At 55.8% G+C, this 21,966-nt stretch carries 15 protein-coding genes; 10 read left to right on the top strand and 5 right to left on the bottom strand.

Going from position 1 to position 21,966, the window contains the following annotated elements; translation table 11 throughout:
* Positions 1 to 55: 55 nt before the first annotated feature.
* Positions 56 to 1,267 carry an FG-GAP repeat domain-containing protein gene (locus CA54_RS00805; protein WP_146368983.1) on the top strand — a complete coding sequence of 404 codons (1,212 nt, stop codon included), beginning with the start codon at positions 56 to 58 and terminating at the stop codon, positions 1,265 to 1,267.
* Positions 1,268 to 1,382: 115 nt separating this feature from the next.
* Here CA54_RS00805 and CA54_RS00800 read toward each other — a convergent pair whose 3' ends face one another.
* The 5 genes from CA54_RS00800 to CA54_RS00780 all read right to left on the bottom strand — a co-directional run bounded on the left by CA54_RS00800 (position 1,383) and on the right by CA54_RS00780 (position 11,098).
* On the bottom strand, positions 1,383 to 4,874 hold the full coding sequence (locus CA54_RS00800) for a PVC-type heme-binding CxxCH protein (protein ID WP_197532103.1): 3,492 nt from the start codon (positions 4,872 to 4,874) through the stop codon (positions 1,383 to 1,385).
* Between the two features lie 500 nt (positions 4,875 to 5,374).
* Entirely contained in the window at positions 5,375 to 5,998 is a 624-nt protein-coding gene (locus CA54_RS00795; protein ID WP_146368981.1) for a hypothetical protein, read from the bottom strand.
* Positions 5,999 to 6,221: 223 nt separating this feature from the next.
* Positions 6,222 to 6,932 carry a hypothetical protein gene (locus CA54_RS00790; RefSeq protein WP_146368980.1) on the bottom strand — a complete coding sequence of 237 codons (711 nt, stop codon included), beginning with the start codon at positions 6,930 to 6,932 and terminating at the stop codon, positions 6,222 to 6,224.
* A 214-nt stretch (positions 6,933 to 7,146) separates the two neighbouring features.
* Positions 7,147 to 7,815 carry a hypothetical protein gene (locus tag CA54_RS00785; RefSeq protein ID WP_146368979.1) on the bottom strand — a complete coding sequence of 223 codons (669 nt, stop codon included), beginning with the start codon at positions 7,813 to 7,815 and terminating at the stop codon, positions 7,147 to 7,149.
* Positions 7,816 to 8,245: 430 nt separating this feature from the next.
* The gene (locus CA54_RS00780) at positions 8,246 to 11,098 is read right to left on the bottom strand and encodes a serine/threonine protein kinase (protein WP_197532102.1); all 2,853 of its coding nucleotides are present in this window, start codon (positions 11,096 to 11,098) and stop codon (positions 8,246 to 8,248) included.
* Positions 11,099 to 11,355: 257 nt separating this feature from the next.
* On the opposite strand from CA54_RS00780, the gene CA54_RS00775 reads away from it, so the two are divergent.
* The 9 genes from CA54_RS00775 to CA54_RS00735 all read left to right on the top strand — a co-directional run bounded on the left by CA54_RS00775 (position 11,356) and on the right by CA54_RS00735 (position 21,930).
* Entirely contained in the window at positions 11,356 to 11,880 is a 525-nt protein-coding gene (locus tag CA54_RS00775; RefSeq protein ID WP_197532101.1) for a glutaredoxin family protein, read from the top strand.
* A gap of 39 nt (positions 11,881 to 11,919) precedes the next feature.
* Positions 11,920 to 12,597: a TIGR04282 family arsenosugar biosynthesis glycosyltransferase gene (locus tag CA54_RS00770; RefSeq protein ID WP_146368977.1), complete on the top strand. Its 678-nt coding sequence runs from the start codon at positions 11,920 to 11,922 to the stop codon at positions 12,595 to 12,597.
* An 83-nt stretch (positions 12,598 to 12,680) separates the two neighbouring features.
* Positions 12,681 to 13,145 carry a response regulator gene (locus tag CA54_RS00765; RefSeq protein ID WP_146368976.1) on the top strand — a complete coding sequence of 155 codons (465 nt, stop codon included), beginning with the start codon at positions 12,681 to 12,683 and terminating at the stop codon, positions 13,143 to 13,145.
* A gap of 92 nt (positions 13,146 to 13,237) precedes the next feature.
* Positions 13,238 to 14,500, top strand: coding sequence for a class I SAM-dependent rRNA methyltransferase (locus CA54_RS00760; RefSeq protein WP_146368975.1), 1,263 nt, complete (start codon positions 13,238 to 13,240; stop codon positions 14,498 to 14,500).
* Between the two features lie 505 nt (positions 14,501 to 15,005).
* A complete protein-coding gene (locus CA54_RS00755) occupies positions 15,006 to 16,331 on the top strand; it encodes a DUF1501 domain-containing protein (RefSeq protein WP_146368974.1) in 1,326 nt (441 codons plus the stop codon).
* A 428-nt stretch (positions 16,332 to 16,759) separates the two neighbouring features.
* Positions 16,760 to 17,608: a DUF6159 family protein gene (locus tag CA54_RS00750; RefSeq protein ID WP_146368973.1), complete on the top strand. Its 849-nt coding sequence runs from the start codon at positions 16,760 to 16,762 to the stop codon at positions 17,606 to 17,608.
* A gap of 294 nt (positions 17,609 to 17,902) precedes the next feature.
* Positions 17,903 to 18,985: a substrate-binding domain-containing protein gene (locus CA54_RS00745; RefSeq protein WP_146368972.1), complete on the top strand. Its 1,083-nt coding sequence runs from the start codon at positions 17,903 to 17,905 to the stop codon at positions 18,983 to 18,985.
* A 54-nt stretch (positions 18,986 to 19,039) separates the two neighbouring features.
* Positions 19,040 to 20,275, top strand: a complete 1,236-nt coding sequence (locus CA54_RS00740; protein ID WP_146368971.1) for an ABC transporter permease — start codon at positions 19,040 to 19,042, stop codon at positions 20,273 to 20,275.
* Between the two features lie 125 nt (positions 20,276 to 20,400).
* A complete protein-coding gene (locus tag CA54_RS00735) occupies positions 20,401 to 21,930 on the top strand; it encodes a sugar ABC transporter ATP-binding protein (protein WP_231962923.1) in 1,530 nt (509 codons plus the stop codon).
* Positions 21,931 to 21,966 lie beyond the last annotated feature (36 nt).

The following is a 21,966-nucleotide window of genomic DNA, read 5'->3' as shown; positions in this document are numbered from 1 at the left end:
GCATCGGCACGGCGCAAATTTTCAGAATTTACAAACCAACAAACGAGAAACAATCATGATTCGCACGCGTTCTGTTTTAACCGTTATTGCCATTTGGGGAATCTTGTGCAGTACGGTCGTGGGCGAGGAAATCCGTTGGAAGCGGATCCAACTCGACGATGTGTTCCGTTCCGAAGGCGTCGCCGCCGGCGATATTAATAAAGACGGCTTGATGGACGTGGCGGCGGGGGACGTCTGGTACGAAGCTCCCGACTGGACAGTGCGTCCGTTTCGCAAGGTGGGCGAATACAAGTTTGACGGAGACTACAGCGAGAGCTTTTCCAACGAAGTGGTTGACGTCAACGGCGATGGTTGGCTGGATATCGTGATCGTCGGTTTTCCCGGCAAGCCGTTCCATTGGTATGAAAACCCCCAAGGCGATTACGACGGCCATTGGAAAGAGCACCAGATTTGGCACAGCGGATGCAATGAATCGCCGCAGTTTCGTGACCTGTATGGCAATGGCAAACCGGTTTTGTTGGTTGGTTCACAGCCGGAAAGCCAGTTGGGTTTTTTGCCGTTACCTGCATTGGACAAAGCCACGGAAAAGTGGGATTTTCACGCGGTCGGCAAGCCGGGCGATCCCGGTAAGAACGGCTCGCACAGGTTTTATCACGGCCTGGGCGTGGGGGACGTGAACAACGATGGCCACAACGATGTGATGATTCCACACGGTTGGTGGGAAGCCCCTGAAGACCGGGAACAGCTTCCGTGGGAATTTCACGAGTGGTCACTCTCGGCGGATGGCAAAGGCGATTCGCTGCCGGCGGCCAATATGTACGCTTATGATTTCGATCTCGACGGAGACAATGACATCGTGATGAGTTCGCCGCACGCGCATGGCATCTGGTGGTTTGAAAACGTGGGCGGCAACGACGACCCGCAGTATAAGTACCACCTGATCGACGACTCGTATTCACAAACGCACGCGCTGCAGTTGGCGGATGTGAATGACGACGGACATCTGGACCTGATCACCGGAAAACGTTTCTATGCCCATAACGGGCACGATCCGGGAGGCAAGGATCCGGTCGTGATGTATTGGTATGAAGTCCAACGCAAACCCAACACGCCGCCGAAATTTATTCCGCACGAAATCAAAGCGGGCCGCGACACCGGGATCGGAACGCAGTTCACCGTCAAGGATTTTGATGGTGACGGCACGTTGGATATTATTTTGGGGAACAAAAAAGGCGTCAATGTGTTGTTGCAAGAGAGGGACGAATAGTCCTGCGTCACGGTTTGATTTGGGAATGTGTGCCGGTGGCTTTGCCGGTGACGGTTCAATGGTTTGCAAATCGTTGCAACGCACTGGCGGAGTCAGTGGCACCCCCGCCGATGTCCTATTTGTCTTCTTCGACCTGCGCGGTTTGTTGTAATAGAAACGCCAACAGGTCGGTGAAGTCCTGTTCGGAAAATGCTTTTGTGAGGCCTTCGGGCATTAGCGAAGTGCGGGAGGTGAAGCGTTCATCGACCTCTTTTTGGGGGACGGTGAATTCTTCACCTTTGTTGTTGATGAGCACATAAACCGCACCTTCTTCGCGGCGGAGCAACCCGCTGACGACTTTACCGCTCTCGAGGGCCAACGTGGTTGTTTGGAAAGCTACGTCGACATTGCGGTTGGGATCGAGCATGTCTTCGATCACGCGATCGGAACCGCGATTGCCGATACCGTCGAGTTGAGGTCCGACAACCTTGCCGAGCGTGCCGATGCGGTGGCAGATCGAGCAGTTCTTTTCGAAAACCTGCCGGCCGCGGGTCGCGTTGCCCGATTGAGCGGCGAACGATTTTTTGCGGTGTAGAATATCCTTTTCAATCTCCGCTGCGGCGGGGGGCAGGTCGGCGGTCAATTCCTCGATTTGTGCCGTTAGCTCCGCAGACTTCAAGGCAGCTAGGCTTTGTCGCACGCTTTGGTTTTGCAGCAATTGCGGCGGCGCGTGGCCCGCTTTGATCATGGTCAGCAGCGCCTCAGCTCCGGCGGCGTCGACGGCCAGCGCTTCAGCCATGGCTTCTTGCGGGCGACGGGCGAGAATGCGAATAGTTTCGGCCAACGCCTTATTAATGGCAGCCGGGTCGCGATTCACGACGGTTTGACAGACCTCATTGCGTAGCGAATGCGGCAGTGCCGGATTGTTGATCGCCGGGACCAAGGCAGAAACGCGGGTGTCGGGCGCGAGGGCGACGAGCGCGCGGGACATGTTCGCGCGGGCAGAGAAACCGGCGTCGTTGGAGGCGACGATTGCAGCCAGACGCGGCTGCAAGTCTTGTAGTTGGAACTGCTCGATCAAACTCGCAGCCGCTGTCTGTCGGCTGGCAATGAGCGCTGGATCCAGATGTGGCAATTTTACGACGGGTGGCTGAAAGCGTCCCACCGCTAACCAGGCATAGCCTCCGCCGTTGAGACCGTCGACCATTTCGAGGTACCCGCGCTGACCGGCATGTTTGGCAAGATCCCATTCCACGCGGCGAGCTACGTCGTGACGGGGCGGGAGAGCTTCGGTGATGAGCGAATCATCATCAGCGCTGCGCAGCCTGACAAAATTCTCACGCTGAGCCGGTTTCTCGGGCACGCCCAGGTGACCACACAGATAGAATCTGAGCTTTTCAGGAATCACAAACGTCGGTGAGCGGAGCACACCGGTTGGGGGTTCGCCACCGGCTTTGCTATCGATGAACTGGCCGTCGTTGTTTCCATCCTCGGAGGGCAGGGTTCGCACACCGAACGCATCGGGGCTGTTGGCGAATTTGGCCAGAGGGGAAAATGTCCAGGTCGGTCCGGCGGCGATGGTGGAATCCAACAGTTCGGTTGCAAGTTGTTCGCTCCATGCGCGGATCTTGGGACTGACTGCGACGCCGCGTTGCTTGAGGCCGGCATTGAGTGAGGTCAATAGCCGCAGCTGCATGTCGACGTTGTTGGCGAATTTCTCGCGGGCCAAACCAGCGATCTTGTCGATGTCTTCTGTCGGGATATAGCGTGCGGCATGTTCGAGATACTTAGCGACATCGCCTTGCGGTGCCGGATTTTCAGAGATGTACCGCAGCAGAAACGAACCGGCTTGCGGCGAGGGGATCGACAAGCAGAGCGGGGCAATGACGTGTGGCTCATCGCCGGTCAGTTGTTGAGGCAATCCGACAAGGCTGTTGGGGGCCCGCAATTGATTGCGCAGCGCCATCCGCAGGACGTGTCGTAGGTGGTTGTCGGCTGCGGGGACCGTAGGCAGCGCATCCAGCAGCGGGCGGATGTTGTCTGGATTGGGGTGTTGTCCCAACGCATCGGCGGCGGCGCGTTGGACAAATGGGTCTTGGTCGCGCAGCCCAGCAAGGGCCAACGTGTGGTCGGCATCGGACCACTTGGCGATTTCACTGAGGACTTTCATTGCATGGACGCGGACTTCGCGTTGTGTATCGGTTGCAGCGCTTTGTAGTTCATTTTTCTGCAGTGAGCCGCGACGGTGCAGGACCCAAAGGGCGCGGCTGCGCAACATGGGATTCTTGGAAGTGTTGAATCGCTTGCGGACTGATGGAACGACCTGTGGAGAATCGTCGTCAGCTAGCGTGTTCATTGCCAGTGTACGGCGTTTGAGGTTGTCTTCACCCAGCGCGGTGATGAGTTCGTTGATGTTTGTTGTGAGCGGTTTTGCGGGTTTTGTCTTGGGTGCGTCGTCGCCGGTGTAGGTGATGCGCCAGATGCGTCCGCTTTCGCGGTCACGACCGGGGTGGTCTAGCGGGACTTCGTAGTGGCCGATGATGCGATTGTAAAAGTCGGCGACGTAGAGCGCACCGTCCATGCCGAGTTGGACATCCACCGGGCGGAACCAAGGGTCGGTGGTGGAGAGGAAATCAGGTTCTTCGTGGGCCAGGATCGTCGAACCGTGGTAAACCAGCGAGTCACGGTTTACGCGGCTGGTCATGACGTTGCCGGTGAAGAGGTTGTTTTGAAATTCCGGCGGAAAGTTGGGCGCATCGTAGACAGCGATTCCCGCGATTGCTGTGGAGCCATGGCCGTGCTCCATCATCGGCGGCACAAACCCCAGTCCGTCATCCGGTTTGCCGAAACTGGGATAATAGGCGCCCCGGAGCATTTGATAGATCGGCTTGCTGTGGCAGTCGGCTGTGAAGAGATTTCCCAATTCATCAATGACCATGCCAAACGGATTGACCTGTCCCCAGGTGTAGTGCTCGATGCGCGATCCGTCCAACCGCATGCGATAGGTGTTTCCAGAGTTCATCGTGATCGTATGTCCGTCCGCACCACTGACGGTTGTTTCGTTGTTGAAACCATGGCAGGCATACAGCCAACCGTCGTAGCCGCGACGGAACGAGTTGTTCAATCCGTGCGTATCGCGATCGTAGGACATCGGGCCAAACAATTTTTCGCGTTTGTCGGCGCGGCCATCGCCGTCGGTGTCGCGGAGCCGCCAGATGTAGGGGATGCTGAACACAATGGCGCCGTCTTTGTAGGGATAAACGCCGATCGGCACGTTGAGGTTGTCGGCAAAGGTGGTGATTTTGTCAGCCCGGCCGTCGCCGTTGGTGTCCTCCAGAATCTTCACGCTATCCCGAGCCTTACCCTCTTCCGGAGCAGGGTAGGGGTATTCAATCGTATTGGTGACCCACAACCGACCGCGGGCGTCAAAGGCCATGTTGAGCGGCTTGGCGATGTCCGGTTCGGCGGCGAAGAGTTGGATTTCAAAACCGGGGGGAAGGCTGAATGTCGCTTGTTCATCAGCGGGGGATAATTTGGGCGTTGGCCGAATGTTGGAACGAAATGGATCTTGTGCGGCGACCGACGAATTCAATGCGGCACCCGTGAACACGAATGCAGCGAGGAGCATCAAGCATTGTTTTGGCAGTCGGACATGCTTCGAGCGGCACGCGTTGGGGGGAGTCGCGAGTGGATACATCTTGAGTATTGTTTCCTGAAGAAAAGAGGAACGTCGAAGTCTTTTCGGGAGGGAGGGGTTTGATACGGGAGGGTATTCGGGGCTCGATATCGTTTAGTAGAACGCAAACGATTGCGATGTTGCAAGTGGGCCGCTGAAGTGCTGACTTTGCCGAGTCGATTTGCGTCTGATTGGAATGACGTATTTTCTCGCTGGTGAGGAAGGCAACCATTCGCTATGGTGTTGAATAGCACCGCACTTCTTCCGTCGTCGCACGACACTGCCAATCAACGATAAATCGAGGCAGCCCGGGTTGAGAATCGTCTGTCTGCCCCCAGACGAACTCCCTGGGCTGCCATCGGTACAACCGAATTGTGCGAGCTGCCGCTCGGATTGTTGGGTACGCTCCCGTTAGTCGCTTTCCGTCATTGCGAAAGGGTTACAGGGACGCGCTAAGCTACTGATGAGGTATGCGGTGGCTTCACAGGTCTCTGTGATTCAACATAGCGAATCGTCAGCCAAATACTCGGTACTGTGGTCCACAAACCGATTACCAGCAGTGACGGCCACTCTAACGCGACCGCATGCGCGAAAAGCGTAAACGCGGTGGCCATGGCATTGCTCCACAAGCCGAAGCGTAAGCACGCCAATGGTTCGTAAAAAACTTTAAAAAAATACCGATCAAAGATCCCGTTGTTTGCCGGTTCGTTACCAGAGAGCAATTTGTTTAGAAACGTCACAGTCCAAAAAAGCCACGGTCCTGATCCGATACTAAACAACAGCACAGCAAACCCAAAGCTTGTCTCCATTTCAGCGGGCGCGTTAAATGGTCCGCCGGGAACACGATGGAAGACAAACGGATATGCTGCACCTACCACAGCACTGAGAGCGAGGCTAAAAACTAGGAATGCGCGATTGAACCCAGAGTCGGAATGCCGGACGGCGGGCGGTGCATCGTCACGTTGGACGGAGTGCTGAAAATCGGGATCGACCGTCCCGTCGCGGTCGGTTCCGCAACACCAGCAGATCTCCCACTCTGATTCCATCGATTCCGCGCATTGAGGGCAGATCCACATGGAGTGCTTTCGGGAGAAGAACCAAAGAATGACCTTGGGCGTGGACGTGTCGCACCGTGACCTGCCATGGTAACGGATCTCAGGGACGACGGGATCACCATTTTACGACACTTTTCCCGTGAAATTGAACGGTAAGCGTTCAGCTGCAGACGCCGCACAGTCGCTCAGTTCGCACAAGGCGCGGTACCCCAGTTTGTGGATCAGGAGGTTTTCAGGTCGCGTTCTACGTTTGAACTGAGTATCCAAAAATACCGGCAATGCTACCTTGATTCGTCAGTCCCACTGCTAGACGAGGTAAGACGCAGCCATTAATTTCTGTTCCGTCCGGATAGGATTTCGTATCGAGATCCTGCAGAGCTTCCAGGTCGCCAATACGAACAAAACTGGCACCACTCAGGTGTGGTGAATCCCTGAGGTAAGACATCATGCTCCGCCAAGGTGCCAGATAGGATTCAAGTTCCTCTCCAACGTAGCCGTTAGCGTCAGCCATCACTTCCGACCACCACACGCCTTGCTCAACTAATGGTTCGACGGTAATTGTCACCGGCGGAAATAAAGTACCGCGAAACTTCTCTCGAATGAATTCTTCGGTGATCAAGCTCGGTACAGATTCGCCTCTATTCGCAGTGATGTAGAATTCGTTGAAGGGATCGCTGGCCTCGGAACCCATGCCCACGTCGGCACCCGAAATCGACGCGTTGGCTTCGGCGGCGATACGCTTACACAACTCCCATTCGGCGGGATCGACATCATGTACGACAGGATCATCTCGATCAGCTATGACGCCACTGCCGTAAACGACAGTCGTTCGTGAAATGATGTTATTGGGCCATTTGGCGCCAGGTTTGCCAACGTCATAATTCTCAATGCACTCCCCAATCACCGCTAACCGCTGCGGATCTTGGTCAAAGTGTGTGATCGGTTCGCTATCCACCTGAACACTCCCTATGTTTCTAGGTGCGCACGCTTCGCGCTGCGAAATGAATTGAATGAGTCGGGCAATGCCGAACGTGAGCACGGCTAACGTTTATGCGCTGGAAACGGTAACGAAGGTCATCTGCGAGCGCAGTTTAAACCCCTGAACTTTGGGAATCAACAAAAATGTTCGATTGGGGTGTTGAATTGCGTCGCTGACAGTGCACAGCAGGTTAGTCGCGCAGTTCGCGGGAGGCGCGGTAGCCGTGTTCGATGGCGAACCAGTTGGCGTAGCGTTCGCGGGCTTCGAAATTGGTGTTGCGGTGGTCGTTGTGGTGGCCTAGTTCGTGGATCAGGATGTTGTTGAGATAAAAATCCTTGATCGCTGCTTCGGTCCAGGAGAGTCGCCACAGGTTGCCGTCGGGCGACCAGACGCCGCCGTGCATTTCGGTTTCGATCCGCTGTTGCGGTGTGGGAGGGCGGACGTAGGCTTCTTCCAGCGTTTCGTCGATGGGGTACAGATAGATCGCTACGCCCCATTGCATGCCGTAACAGGGAAAGAGGCTGCGTTTGCGTGTCATGCGGCTGAATTGCACGACTTCCAGTCCTTCGGTGAATTCCGCCGGCAGCATTTCTAAGCGGGCAGCCACCTCGTCGGGTGTGACCGGATGCACGTACCCGTTCCCTGCGGGGTGCTCGAGATAGCGGGTCGTCTCGCGACCGGTTGGTTCATGCCAGATTTCGGGGGCATTGAAGGCTTCTGCTCCGCGCCCGCACCGATTTCCCCGCATCTGCACACCGATGGCGATTTTAGCATCGGGTTTATGGACCTTGCGCCGCGCGGCACGAATGCTTTGATTGACGCGACGCGAGTTTTGCTGATTGCGTTTTGTATTTCGCATGGACGATTTCACCACCAAGTGGCTGCCGGCGTATTCCTCCGCCGACCCACCATTTTGAGTTATGAGGGGTCAACCTTTCATCTATATCCATGCTAAGGCAGTCGAGGAGGGAGCGACAGGTGTACACCATAAGTGGTGTTGGCATAGGCATTTGCGCACGCAACTTGCTTCCGACATTCGCTGGGTGGACTTGAACTCGGTCAAGGTGGGCAATTTGCGATATGGGCTAATGTGAATTCGGGGTTCGAGTTACGCAGCGCCAGACGTGGTGAAGTGTGTTTCAGGGCGATTTTCCATGCCCGATTTGTTCACTGCGAATTTTTAAAGCATTTCGCAGTAACGGTTTGCGGGGAAAGTCCTGTGAAGGAATACCGGTCGAAGGGGCTGTACTGGCAGGCCGCCGCTGATGGACCGGGGAGCGAAGAGGCGTTTAGCGGTCAGCTCCGGTGTAGCCAATTGCCTGGAGCTGGCCTTCGCCGTCGGGGATGAGGAAAACTTCTTTCAAGCTGGGATCAGTCGATTTGAATTTGAAGTCCGCAGCAGTGCCCCCTTGGCGAAAAATGTCGGCATCCTTCTCCTTAAGCGGCCGATCCGACCAATTTGAACCGTTTGTGGCACGTTTGTTCAAAAATTGGATCGTTTCGTAGTTTTCAAGGATGCGTACGGCTGCGTCTTCGCAGGCGATGAATGCGTTTTTCTCAATCGCAAATTGGGGATACCCGATTTGCTGCAAATCTTTGAATTGCACGCCGATACCGCATTGATAGAACGAATTGTTCGTGATCCGCAAACTGCTGCCGGACTGATTGGCATAGCTGAGGTCGATGCCGACTTGGGTTTGATAAAAAATGCACTGCTCGACTTCGATGTCATGCACCGCGGCAGCGAATTCGAGACCCGCGCGCATGGGCCCCAGAAACCGGCAGCCGAAAAGATTTATATTCGAGGGTGCGTCCTCTTGGGCTTTGGGGCGAGTGAGTTGTACGGCAATGCTGGAGGGAGACTTTGATTGAAAGGTCAGGTCGGACAGGACAATTTCTTCATTGTGAAAGGCGCGAGGAGCATCTCCCTGGATCCCGATCTCCGTGTAGCCGCTGAGTGATGAGCGTCTAATTTCGCAGCGCGGTAATACCCCCGCCATTTTGATGGCAACAGCTGCGCCCTTGGCATCGATATTGAAGCCTTCTAAGTGCAAGAAACTGACATCCGTCTCTTTGGCGTTTCCTCCGATGATGGAGATCACCGGCTCAGGACCGCCGGGGGCCAGGGTGGCCGTTCCGTCTTTGACCACGAAGTGCATGCTGTGTGGATACTTTTGGGTCCCGCTGCTCGAATTGTTGATAACGATCCGCTCTTTAAAGACCTGATCGGCGACGACGGAAAAAAGGAAATGCGCGTCGCGGTGCTGGCCCAGCGGCGTTTTTGCGGCAAACCCGAGAGCGGCGGAGAAAGTCTGAAAATCTCCATTCGGACCAATCGTCTTGCTTACAAAATTGGGGCCGGCCGGGGGCGCAGGTGTTGGTAGTTCGGTCGGTCTGTCAGCGTCTTCTGAGCCGGGTGGTTTGTCCGTTGTTGCTGGTCCAAAGCCGAGCATGATAATGGCCACGCCAATCAGCAATGTCGAGACACTGATCGCAATGGCCAATTTGGGGCGTCGACGCATCAACGAAATCGAACTATTGCGCAGTTGCGAAATTGCAGAAACGCTTTGAGACGCCTTGGAATCGCCCAGGACAGAAGACGTGGGAATGGCGGGATCGGATTTGATGACATTGGTTGTCGAAGAAACCGGTGCAGCCGTCTCGCGGTTGAAGTCAAACGAATCGCTTGCCGGTTTTTCATCGTCAGCTACTGTTGCAGCGGATTCCGTTGCGGCGGATTCGTAAGGCGACTTGGATTTGGTCGATCGCTGTGCCGAGATTGTCTCTGCTGTTTTTGGATTGCGGGAGCCCGTGGATGGAATTTCAGCAGTGACAGTCGAGGCTTCTGCTTCGCTATCGGACAGCGAAAGGTCACTGTCCGAATTGGACATGGCGGCCAAAAAGTCAGCCATCGCGTTGTCGTGCGTGCTTTGTAGCTCTGGGGTCTGTGGCTCAGGTGTCTGTGTCTCCGCAGTATTTGACGAATCGACCACGCGGGGGACGTTGGTGGTCGGCGAATTTTTGCGGCGGCGCGGAACTGACTTGGTGGATTTCGAGGCGGCGCTGTCCAGAGCAGCGGACTTCATCGTTTTCCAAGTGTCCCCACCATTTTTATTGAGCCAACGTTTGCAGACGGTCGAGACATCCCGCACGGTTTGGAACCGATCCTCGGGTTCCTTTTGCATCATTTTTTCCACGATCGCCACGATATGCGGTTGAGTCTCGGGGCGTTCTGCTTTGAGCGATGCAGGCTCTTTCATTTGGTGGAACATCAGCCGCTGTGCCAACGTCCCGTCGGGAAACGGCGGGTGTCCGAGGAGCAGAAAGTACATCGTGCAGCCCAGGCTGTAGATGTCGGCACGCGTGTCGACTTTGTGGGAGTCGAGTGCTTGTTCGGGGGAAAGGTAATCAGCGGTTCCCAAGACCTTCTCATCATATTGGAGAGTCAGTGGGTTCTCTTCCTCGGCGTGAAAAAAACGGGCTAAACCGAGGTCCAGCATTTTGATGACGCCTCGCTCATCGACAAGGAGGTTTGCTGGTTTGATGTCGCGATGAATCAATCCGGCATCGTGAGCGTGTTCGAGACCAGCGGCGATTTGTCGTACGTATTCGACAACCTGCACAAAATCGAGTGGGCCATTTTTGGCAACCAACTCCTGCAAGCTTTGGCCGGCGACGTATTCCATAACCAAGAAGTGCACGTTGCCTTCTTGATTGACGTCGTACGCGCGGACGATGTTGGGGTGATCCAAAGCGGCAACCGCCTGGGATTCGCGGTGGAAGCGTTCCAGATACGAGGCGTCGTCCACTCGGCTCTGGGGGAGTACTTTAATGGCGACCTGCCGCCGCATGAGCGTATGTTCGGCCAAATAGACCGAACTCATGCCGCCGGTGCCCAGCAGCGTCAACAAACGGTACTTGCCCAGAAAGAAACCGCGGTGTTTGCCTTGCAGCAGTTTTTCCGCCTGCCAGCGTGTAATCAATTCCTCTTTGACCGCTTGAATGGCAATTAACCGAGGCCGAGTAACGTCGATGTCGTTGGATTTCCATCGCGCTACGGCGGCGTCCAACTGATCACCTTCGACCAGTCCGCTTTGCTTGAGCATTCGGATCAAGACTTCGGCGGTAAGTATCGTGGCCATATCAAATCGTGAGGAAGTTTGTGGGCCCTTGGATCGGCGCACGACTCGAACGCTTCGCCCCAGCTGCCAAGCCAGCACGTTCAAGTATAGTGGACGCCCGCATATACATCCAAAGTACCAATCCACAGACGCTGATGCTAGAGAGAACTGCACTTTTGCGAGGGAACCGCCTATACTTCGAGCAGGAATGTGACGCCGTGGAACGGATCGTGCGGCGTGCAGCAAAGTAAGGCTTGGTTTCATTTGAAGTAGGAATCATGACGGATAGCAAACAAAAGACCGCAGCACCGGCCGGTGAACATTCCAGGAGGGTGGTCGGTACGATCGGATTGTATTTGGGTGTGGCCTTGTTAGGGTTGTTACTGATTCACGCCACGTATGGGATTTCCTGGTCGATGCCTCGTTCGTGGTATCGTGATCAACCGTTGTGGGGCGCCCTGTCGTTTACTTTGATCGGTATCGGCTGGTGGCTGTTGCGACAGCGCCCGGCGTCGGCAACGGTCTGGACGCCCACAAAACCGGGACTGCGTTTCAACAACGTTACGTTGTATACCCGCGTCGGCTGCCATCTCTGCGATGACTCGCTGGAATTGTTAGAAGGCTATCGATCCTATTTGCCGCCCATCGAAGAGGTCGACATCGATGGCGATCCGCAACTGCTGGGACGGTTTGATACATGTGTGCCGGTTGTTGAAATCGACGGTAAGGTGCGGTTTCGCGGTAAGATTGACGAGGTGTTACTACGGCGATTAATCGAGGGAACGCCGCCGCACGCGATGTAGTCGCGTAGAAAATGCCATCCCATAGAGAATTTCAGTGCGATGAATAAATTGGGGATTTTTCTCAAGCAACCCACGGCGGGGCGCGTGAAGACGCGGTTGGCGCGCGACATCGGCGACGAAAATGCCGCGGCACTTTACGAAGCATTTATACAGGCGGTCACACAGCGGTTTGCCGCGACGGCTGAGCACCGGTCTCTCTGCTATGCACCGGCCGAAGCAGCGGCGTATTTCGAGCAGTTGGCGGGTGCGGACTATCAATTGTGGCAGCAGCCGGAAGGGGACCTGGGCGCGCGGCTGCATGGGTTCTTTGCCGAACATCTGGATGCTGCGGAGGATCGCGTCATCGTAATCGGTTCGGATAGTCCCACCTTGCCGGTCGATTTCATTGAACGCGGCTTTGAGTTGCTGGACGATGCCGAATGCGTGGTTGGCCCGGCGGCGGACGGGGGGTACTATTTGATTGGCATGCGGGGCCGACTGTTGCCTATTTTTGCTAAAATCGCCTGGAGCGGCGCAATGGTTTTGGACCAGACTGTTTCGCGGATTATCGATGCCGGGGCTGCGCTGGCGATGCTGCCAGTGTGGTACGATGTGGACACAGCAGAGGATTTGCGGCTTTTACGGGGGCATGTGCGGGCATTGCGTCATGCGCAAAGTCCGTTAAACTTGGACGCGGTCGCCCGGATTTTGGACAAATTGACGGACGACACCTATTGATGGACAACGAAGCGTTATTCCGCGATTTTTTCAGTGGTTAATACAGTATCCCCGGGCGACTCCGATTCCGGGGGGAGAGCAGCATGGCATTTGAAGTCAGCGACGAATCGTCACGGGTGCTGATCGCCGACGATAATATTCCCAACTGCGAATTGCTCGACGCCTATTTGGCGGACGAGGAGTACGAGATTGATATGGCACATGACGGTCAAGCGGCGCTCGACCGAGTGGCCGCGCAGCAGCCGGATTTGATCTTGTTGGACATCATGATGCCCAAAATGAGCGGCTATGAGGTCTGCCAACGTCTCAAAGAGAGTCCGTCGACCTGCGACATTCCGATAATCATGGTGACCGCGCTCAATGAGATGGGCGATATTGAAAAAGCGGTCAATGCGGGAGCCGATGATTTTCTCACCAAACCGGTGAATCAATTGGAATTACGGACTCGAGTGCGGTCATTGCTCCGCGTGCGGCATTTGACCAATGAGCGGGACCGTTTGCTGGCCTATTTGTCGGAAGTCGAGTCAGTCCGCGACAAGGCCCCCTGATCGCTAGCGTCCCGATTTCCAAGTCATGTTTTTTCAGCACCCTCGGCTTTGTCGAGGGGATTTTTTTGTACTTAGCCCATTATTGTGAATTCATGACGGACAACCCCATCGAAGTTGAAACAGAAACCACGATTGCAGCGGAGGCGGATTCTGCGCCCACTGCCTTGCCTGTGGTGGTGATTAAAAAACGCCGCGCGTTGCCATTTTTTTCGCGGCATCCGTGGGTTTTCACCGGGGCAATTGCACGTGTCGACGGTGATCCGCCTGCCGGTGCTGAAGTGCAAGTCGTTACCGATAGCGGCGAATTTATCGCGCGGGGATTATTCAATCCGCACAGCAACATCCGGGTGCGGTTGTATAGCTGGCGGGCGGATTGCGCGGTGGATGACGCTTTCCTCTCCGAGCGACTCGATGCGGCGCTCGCTTTGCGGCGTGATGTGCTCGATCGAAATCAAGCCGAATCGGCGTGCCGGTTGGTGGCGAGCGAAGCGGATGGACTGTCGGGATTGACGGTTGACCGTTACGGCCAATGGTTGGTGTTGCAATTGACGAGCTTTGCGCTGGCGGAGCGTCGAGATGTGATTGTGCGATTGCTCAAAGAAAAACTCTCACCCGCTGGGATTTTGTTGCGGACGGAGAAGGGAATCCGCGACGCTGAAGGTTTGCAACTCACTGACGGACTGTTGGAAGGTGAAGCGCCGCCATCACCGATGTTCATTGAAGAATACGGCGTGCGATATGGATTGGATTTGCTGCAGGGACAAAAGACGGGGTTTTATCTTGACCAGCGCGACAATCGCGCAGCGTTCGCAAAATATACCGCCGGGCGCAGCGTGTTGGATTTGTTTTGCTATACGGGCGGATTTGGACTGAGCGCGATGGTGAACGGAGGCGCTCGCGGGGTGCTGGGGGTGGATGCTTCGGAAGCGGCGTTGAAAATTGCCCAGGCGAATGCCGAACTCAACGGGGTTGCCGACCGGATGACGTTTGAAAAAGGGGATGCTTTTCGCGTGCTGGATCGACTGCGCGAAGAAGGCCAACAGTTCGGCGCCGTTGTTTTGGATCCGCCGAAGATGGCGCGGCATCGCAGCGCGGTGCCGTCGGCGCTGAAGGGCTATGCCCAATTGAATCGCGCGGCCATGGAATTGCTATCGCCCAATGGAATTCTGGTGACGTGCAGTTGTTCGGGATTAGTGACCCGCGCGGACTTTGAAGCGGCATTGGCCAAGGCGGCGATTGATGCGGGGCGGAATTTGCAAATTCTAGAAACCCGCGGCCCAGCGGCCGATCATCCGGCGTCGGTGTTCTGTCCGGAGAATCATTATCTGGATTGTTATATCTGCCGCGTGGAGTGAGCAAGTGCTCGGTCAAACCAAATAAGTCGGGTGCCACTGGCTTGGCCAGTGTTTTGCAGGAATACCGATCAGAGTCTTTGCGACACTCGCAAATCTTCAGTTGATCCCTAAAAAAGTAAACCACGAAAGAAACGAAAAACACGAAAGCAATGCAGAGGCAACGGCAAAGGCTTGCGACGCTGAAGTAGAACTCATAACAAAAGTTGTATGAGAAACATAAATCCTTTTTCGTGCCTTTCGTTTTTTTCGTGGTTGAATTTTTCTATCGTTGCCGCAAAAGCTGCGTTAGGAGTAACGTACACTTTGATCATTGCACTCTCAAAGCCAGTGGCACCCGCTTCTATTATTTCAATGAGGCAAAACACTTGGCACGCGGTGTTTTTGTCGGAGCAATTGCTAGGTTGAGCGGTCGGTTGGTGTTGTGAGGCGATTGGGGGAAACGTTATGATATTTCTTGCGTATCGACGTCTGTGAATGTTTCCATGCTGCAGGTTCGGGAGCGGAGATGCTCGGGTTTTATACGGGGAACGATCAAACCTGCGGCGGGGTTTCCCGGCGGGAGGCGCTCCGCATTGGCGGGATCTCCGGGCTGGGGCTGAGCCTGCCGAATTGGCTGCGACAGCAAGCGCTCAGCGATGAGGCGGCGCGACCGAAGGATGTGAATTGCATTTTCCTGTGGCTGCTGGGTGGTCCGAGTCAGATCGAGACCTACGACCTCAAGCCGCACGCGCCGGTCGAAATCCGTGGTGAGTTTCAGCCGATTCAGACGGCGACGCCGGGACTGCTGGTCAATGAGTTGATGCCCAAGTTGGCACAATCGTCGCAATTGTATTCGGTCATTCGCTCGATGACCTCCACCGTGACGGGGCATCCGCTGGGGCATTATTATCTGAACTCCGGCCGCCAAAAATTGCCGGGGTTCACCCCCGCCGGATTCGGCGCTGCTGTGATGCAGCAACAGCAGTCGGCGGCAGATGTTCCCGGATTTGTCCAACTGGGAAAAACCTATCGTCCCGATGTGGGCAAAGGGGGCTACCTAGGCCGCAAGTTCGATCCCATCGAAATTCGCCAAGACCCCAATCGTGGCCCGATCGATTTGAGCAACTTCGCCCGGCCCGACGCGGTCGACATGGATCGCTTCGACGGGCGACAGCGGTTGTTGTCGGCGCTGGATGCCTATCAAGAACAAGTGGAGTCGCAAGCGGCGTTTGGCGTGACCGATTCGTTTTATGAAAAGGCGTTTTCGATACTCGCCTCACCCAAGACAAAACAAGCGTTTGATTTGTCGCAAGAACCGGACAAAGTCCGCGATGCCTACGGCCGCAATCGCGTGGGGCAACGGATGTTGCTCGCGCGGCGATTGATCGAAGCCGGGTCGCGGTTTGTGCGTGTCCAGGGGCATGCGTTCCGTGGCTACGATACGCACTTCAACCACTGGGACACGATGCGCAAGGAGTTGCCGGTCTACGACAGTGCCTATTCGGCATTGCTGGAAGACTTGCAGGATCGCGGCATGTTGGAAAATACGTTGGTGGTTACAGTCGGCGAATTCGGCCGCACGCCGGTGATCAACAAAGTCCGCGGTGGCCGCGACCATTGGTCCAATTGTTTTAGTTTGACTCTCAGCGGCGGTGGAATCAAACCGGGGCAGTTGATCGGCGAAAGTGATCGCACCGGGGCCTATCCCAAGTCACGACGGCTGACCGTGCCCGATTTCGCGCGTACAATCTATCACGCACTGGGGCTGAATCCACACGACGAATTTCACACCAACGACGGCCGGCCAATTGTGGCGCTGCCGCAAGGGGAAGTGGTGCGGGAATTGGTGTAGCGGGGGCGGGGCTGATTGGTGCGGATTGAAAATTGTGCGGTAGATTTGCCGCATCGATTTTCTTAGGAAAAGAAAGGCCTCGCGCAGAGGCTCCAAGACGCAGAGAGGTGTTTTGTAAGCATCAGTTGTTGTGATTATTTGAATTGGTGACGCGCGGCTTGGTTGGAAATGGGAACTATTGATTTATTAACGCAGGATTTAGCAGTTTCCTTTTTTCTTCTTGGCGGCTCCGCGTCTTTGCGCGAGTCTTTTTTTAGCGAGTCATCTCTCGTACGGCATGGAAAGGTGCGTCGCGACGCACCCTACGCGGCGCAATTGGTGAATTGTTGTGGACCAGCGGGCAATAGTGTGGCATACTTCCGACAGGACAAGGTCTTTTTTCCGGCATTTTCTTCAATCACACACCCGCTCATCGCAAGGAACCGCTCATGTTTGCACGTATTGCCAATGGTTGGGAATTGGCTAAGGCCAGCCTGAATGTGTTGAGGTTGGATAAGGAATTGATGCTGTTCCCCTTGATTAGCGGGTTTTGCTGTTTGCTGGTGTTGGCCAGTTTTGCGGTGCCGTTGTGGAATACCGAGTACTTTCAAGTCGTGATGGATGACCAACAGGCGCCGCAGAATCCGCTCGCCTATGTCATCATGTTCGCGTTTTATTTCGTGAACTATTTTGTGATCATCTTTTTCAACTCCGCACTCGTTGCCTGTGCGGTGCTGCGGTTTCAGGGGCAGAATCCGACGTTGTCCGACGGACTGGGGGCGGCTTCGCGACGGTTGCCGCAGATCTTAGGCTGGGCGTTGGTGGCCGCTTCGGTGGGAATGATCCTCAAGGTGATCGAATCGAAATCGGAACGCGTCGGGCAAATCGTGACCGGCTTGATTGGAATGGCGTGGTCGATCACGACGTTTTTCGTCGTGCCAGTGTTGGTGGTGGAAAAGGCCGATCCAATGACAGCGTTTAAACGGTCCGCATCGATCATTCGCAAAACGTGGGGCGAAGCACTCTCAGCGAATTTTGGGATCGGCATCATCACGTTTCTATGTTGTCTGCCGTGCTTTGCCGTCATCGCGCTGGGGGCCTATCTGATCAGCTCAGCCGGCGCCGTGGTCGGCGGGGTCGTGATTGGGATCGGGGTGCTGATGTTGTTGTTGGTTTCGTTGATTTCGACGACGCTGGATTCGATTGTCTTGGCGGCGCTGTATCTGTATGCCGCGGACGGAACCGTCCCGCAATACTTCGACGCCGGTATGCTCTCCGGTTCGTTTGCCCGGAAATAACGGCACAACTTCTTCCACTGGGGGCGGGCGTAGCCCGCAAGGCGGTGCGGTTGCCGCTTCGAACTTGAGAGGGCAATTGTATAGCAGGGAGACGCCCAAATTGCGGCTTCTTGTGCTTGCGGCACACCGATTGGTTCCCAATCGCTGCTACCCCGTTGAGGGGAAGGCTTATGCGATTCCCTCATTCGTTGACGCGACTGTGGGTGGGGCTTATTCTGGGAGGCTTGGCATGTCTCCGCTGCTCGCTTGCTTGGGCGGCATTGCGACTTTCCCTGAATTGAGGCCTCGTTAGCTATGCGTATTCGTTCGATGATTGCCGGTTGTCTGTTGCTTGGTTTGGCGGTCAGCACTAGCGGGTGTGGTTCCGCTGAAGTGCCCGAACCGGTGGCCAAACGGATTATCATATTAACGAACGGCAACTCCCCCTACTGGGATGCGGCCGCTACGGGGGCCCGCGATGCGGCAGCGGAACTGAAGGTTGAGGAGGCGGGCCTGACCGTAATGGTCGATCGCAACGACTACGAAGTCGAAGGGCAGATCAACAAACTCAAACAGTACGCAAATTCGACCGACGTGGCGGCGGTGGGAATTTCCGTGACTGATGCCAAAAATGCAGCGATCGCGGATGAATTGCGCCACCTGCGCGAAAGCGGCATTAAAGTGGTTACGATCGATTCCGACGTCGATCGCGATACCGCCCGCGATGCACGCTTTGCTTATTTGGGAACCGACAATATACAGGGGGGCCGCGAATTGGGAGTGGCCGCCCAGGCACTGTTACCCGACGGGGGCGAGTATGCGACATTTGTAGGCCTCAAAGGGGCGACCAATGCGATCGAACGCATCGGTGGGTTTGCCGAAGGGGTGGGGGCGAAAATTAACGCCAAAGAAAATATGGGAGACGGCGGTAAGGCTGACCCCGCGCGGAAGAACGTGCGTGATGCGCTGGACCGCAATCCGAATTTGAATTTGTTGGTCGGTATCTGGTCCTACAACACACCGGCGATTGTCGATATCGTGAAGGAGCTGGGAATCCGCAACAAAGTCAAAATCGTCGGTTTCGATGCGGAGCCACCGGCGATTGAAGCCATGGCCGATGGCATGGTGGATGTGATGGTCGTGCAAAATCCGTATCAGATGGGTTATCAAGGAGTCCAATTGCTCAAAGCGATGGTTGAGGAGGATCAGGCGACGGTCGCGGAACTTCTCCCAGATCAGGGGAGCGAAGGAGGCGATTTGTGTCGCACGGGATTGAAGGTTGTTGTGCCGGATGGGACGACGTCGCTGAAGCGCGATATGTTCGACCCCCAAACCGAATTCCTCACGCTGAGTGAATTCCGCGCCTGGTTGCGTGAGCATGGGTTGAGCGGTTCATAGTCCAACGGCGCGTAGTCACTCGTCCCGTCGATCATCTCTCACAGAAGCGTTTTCATGTCCCGCAATGATTCGAATCCCGGCAATCTCGCGCGCTGGTTGCAGCGGTACGGGAATGAGCTGGGGTTGCTGTTCGCCATATTGGTGGTCGTCGGGATCACTGCCGGCATGGATGACTCCTACAGGCAAAAGCCCAGCCAGAATGCGGCGGAGATCTTGCGGCAAGCATCGCTGCTGGGGATCTTTGCATTAGGCGCTGCCACGGTGATCATTGCGGGGGGAATTGACCTTTCCAGCGGCTCGGTGATCGCCTTCAGCGGGGCGATCTGCACGTCGATTATGATTGCCCTGGCGCCGGTCGACGATGCCGGCAATCTGCAGACGCGAGAACTGGGTGCGGGGATTTTATGCGCGGCCGTTGCGGGAACGCTGTTGGTGGCGGTATTGATCGGCAGTTTTCATGCGTGGTTGATTACGGTGATCGGGCTGCCGCCATTCATTGCAACATTGGCTTCGCTGGTCGGTTTGCGGTCATTGGCGCGGGTGTTGGTACAAGACGTGACAGCCGCTGTTACGACGCAAGGCCGCAATACGCAAATCTATGTCAACGATGCATCGTTCCGCAGTTGGGGAAGCCGCTGGTGGATTCCGCTGGTGATATTTCTGGTGCTGAGCGGATTGATATGGATCTTGATGAGCAAAACGGTCATCGGTCGGCATTTGTATGCTCTGGGCGGGAATGAAGAGGCGGCCAAGTTGAGCGGGATCCGTACCGATCGCTTGAAGTGGTTGGCCTATTGCGTGGGGACGGTGACCGCTGCGATCGCGGGGATTTTGTACAGCAGTTACGTCGGCATGTCGAACCCAGCGACGCAGGGAATGGGCTATGAGTTGAACGCGATTGCCGCGGCCGTGGTGGGAGGTTGTTCGCTGGCCGGCGGCATCGGAACAATCCCGGGTGTCATGCTCGGTGCTCTGTTTTTGCGGGTGGTGATTGACTCCGTGGCGAAGACCGTGAAGACGAATCCCGATGAGTTCCAAGGTTTGATTGTCGGTGCATTGGTCGTGTTGGCGGTCGCGTTTAACGAATTGCGCAACGCAGGAGCCTTAAAGAAACAATTCTTTCCCGGCGGATTAGGCGTCGTGAATATCTTCATCCTCTCGCTGCTGGGAGGCGTGATCACAGCGGTGTTGTCGAGCGATTACAAACTGATGATCGGCGGCAGCACGGCGGCGGTGATCTTGGGCGTGTTGGCATTGAAGAAGTTTTTGGAAATGCGGTCACGGAATTAATTAGTGACCGCACGATAGAAATACGACATCCCGGGAGGGTGAAGCTCCTGCTGAGCCGTTTTTGTTAATTTTATATCTTTTGTCCTATATAGAAAGGTGCGTCGCGACGCACCCTACGTTCATCCGTGTCCAATCATTCTCCCAACAACGACGTGCCGGTGATTGAGGTTGCTCGCGTGACGCAGCGGTTTCCGGGTGTTGTGGCGTTGGATGATGTGTCGTTAGCGATTTCCGCGGGGGAGACGCATGCGATTGTGGGTGAGAACGGCGCCGGTAAATCGACGTTGATGAAGATCCTGGCAGGAATCAATTGCGATTACGAGGGGGAATTGCGGATCGCCGGGCGTGCGGTGCGGTTTACCTCGACGCGGGATGCCGAAGCGGCCGGGGTGAGCATCATTCATCAGGAATTGAATCTGGTGGATGAATTGTCGGTGGCGGCGAATATCTTTTTGGGTCGCGAGTTACGAGCGGGGTGGGGATTTCTGGATGACCGCACCATGCATGACAAGGCGGGGGAGTTGTTGCGGAGGTTGGGGTGTGAAATCTCACCCGACACACCGGTGGCGCGGTTGCGGGTGGGGGATCAGCAGTTGGTCGAAATCGCCAAGGCGCTGCTGTTGGAAAACCGTATTCTGATCATGGACGAACCGACGTCGGCGCTGACCGGTGTTGAGACGGAGCGGTTGTTTCGCGTAATCGCCGATTTGAAACAACAAGGCGTGACGATCCTGTACATCTCGCACAAAATGGAAGAAGTCTTCCGCTTGGCGGACCGCATCACGGTGCTCCGCGATGGAGAGTGGATTGCGACCGTTGCTCCGGCGGAGACCAACGTGACCGCTGTGACTCATCTGATGGTGGGACGCGAAATCGATGCCGAGGCATTTGCCGCCGGCCGCGCGATTGGTGAAGAAGTCCTGCGCGTGGAGAATCTGCGCTTAGCTGTGGCAGGTTCGGCGAAACGTTGGCGGTTAGCTGATATCAGTTTTACGTTGCATGCTGGTGAGATTCTGGGCATTGCCGGATTGTTGGGGGCGGGGCGGACGGAGTTGTTGGAAGTGCTGTTCGGCATGGCGGAGGGGGAGACGGAAGGCACGATTTCTCTGTGCGGACGGACAATAAACTTTTCGCATCCCCGCGAAGCGCTGCAGGCGGGAATGGCGTTGGTGGCGGAGGATCGCAAGCGGTTGGGGCTGTTTGAGAATGTCGACGTGGGAGCGAATATCACGTTGTCGAGCCTGGAGAAATTAACCGCCGGTGGGTTTGTCTCCAGCCGCGCGGAACAGCGTGCAGCTGAGGAGTCGATTGCGAAATTGGGGATACGGACTTCCGGACCGGGGGCGGCGATTACGGAATTGAGTGGGGGGAATCAACAAAAGTGCATTATCGCGCGGTGGCTGCGGACACAGCCTCAAGTGTTGTTGTTGGACGACCCAACACGAGGAATCGACGTGGGGGCCAAGGCGGAGATTTATCGGTTGGCGGATGAACTATGTCGGCAGGGGATGGGGATCTTAGTGACTTCGAGCGAATTGCCGGAATTATTAACGCTGTGCGACCGAATCTTGGTACTCAGCGACGGGCGGCTGACCGGAACGTTTTCCCGCGAAGAGGCCACCGAGCAAAATTTGATGGAAGCCGCAACGCAGTAGCGGGCTGATGTTTTCTCGCTGGGGTGCATTGCCGCT

Origin of the sequence: Symmachiella macrocystis, assembly GCF_007860075.1 — a bacterium.
GTDB classification, from domain to species: domain Bacteria; phylum Planctomycetota; class Planctomycetia; order Planctomycetales; family Planctomycetaceae; genus Symmachiella; species Symmachiella macrocystis.
Note: the sequence above shows the minus strand (reverse complement) of the source record. Positions and strands in the feature narration are given on the sequence as shown.

What these genes read in the sequence shown, in the direction of transcription:
- CA54_RS00805 (WP_146368983.1), top strand. Translation starts at nt 56, where the DNA reads ATGATTCGCACGCGTTCTGTTTTAACCGTTATTGCCATTTGGGGAATC.
- CA54_RS00800 (WP_197532103.1), bottom strand. Translation starts at nt 4,874, where the DNA reads ATGCTCCTCGCTGCATTCGTGTTCACGGGTGCCGCATTGAATTCGTCG.
- CA54_RS00795 (WP_146368981.1), bottom strand. Translation starts at nt 5,998, where the DNA reads ATGTGGATCTGCCCTCAATGCGCGGAATCGATGGAATCAGAGTGGGAG.
- CA54_RS00785 (WP_146368979.1), bottom strand. Translation starts at nt 7,815, where the DNA reads ATGCGAAATACAAAACGCAATCAGCAAAACTCGCGTCGCGTCAATCAA.
- CA54_RS00780 (WP_197532102.1), bottom strand. Translation starts at nt 11,098, where the DNA reads ATGGCCACGATACTTACCGCCGAAGTCTTGATCCGAATGCTCAAGCAA.
- CA54_RS00775 (WP_197532101.1), top strand. Translation starts at nt 11,356, where the DNA reads ATGACGGATAGCAAACAAAAGACCGCAGCACCGGCCGGTGAACATTCC.
- CA54_RS00770 (WP_146368977.1), top strand. Translation starts at nt 11,920, where the DNA reads ATGAATAAATTGGGGATTTTTCTCAAGCAACCCACGGCGGGGCGCGTG.
- CA54_RS00765 (WP_146368976.1), top strand. Translation starts at nt 12,681, where the DNA reads ATGGCATTTGAAGTCAGCGACGAATCGTCACGGGTGCTGATCGCCGAC.
- CA54_RS00760 (WP_146368975.1), top strand. Translation starts at nt 13,238, where the DNA reads ATGACGGACAACCCCATCGAAGTTGAAACAGAAACCACGATTGCAGCG.
- CA54_RS00755 (WP_146368974.1), top strand. Translation starts at nt 15,006, where the DNA reads ATGCTCGGGTTTTATACGGGGAACGATCAAACCTGCGGCGGGGTTTCC.
- CA54_RS00750 (WP_146368973.1), top strand. Translation starts at nt 16,760, where the DNA reads ATGTTTGCACGTATTGCCAATGGTTGGGAATTGGCTAAGGCCAGCCTG.
- CA54_RS00745 (WP_146368972.1), top strand. Translation starts at nt 17,903, where the DNA reads ATGCGTATTCGTTCGATGATTGCCGGTTGTCTGTTGCTTGGTTTGGCG.
- CA54_RS00740 (WP_146368971.1), top strand. Translation starts at nt 19,040, where the DNA reads ATGTCCCGCAATGATTCGAATCCCGGCAATCTCGCGCGCTGGTTGCAG.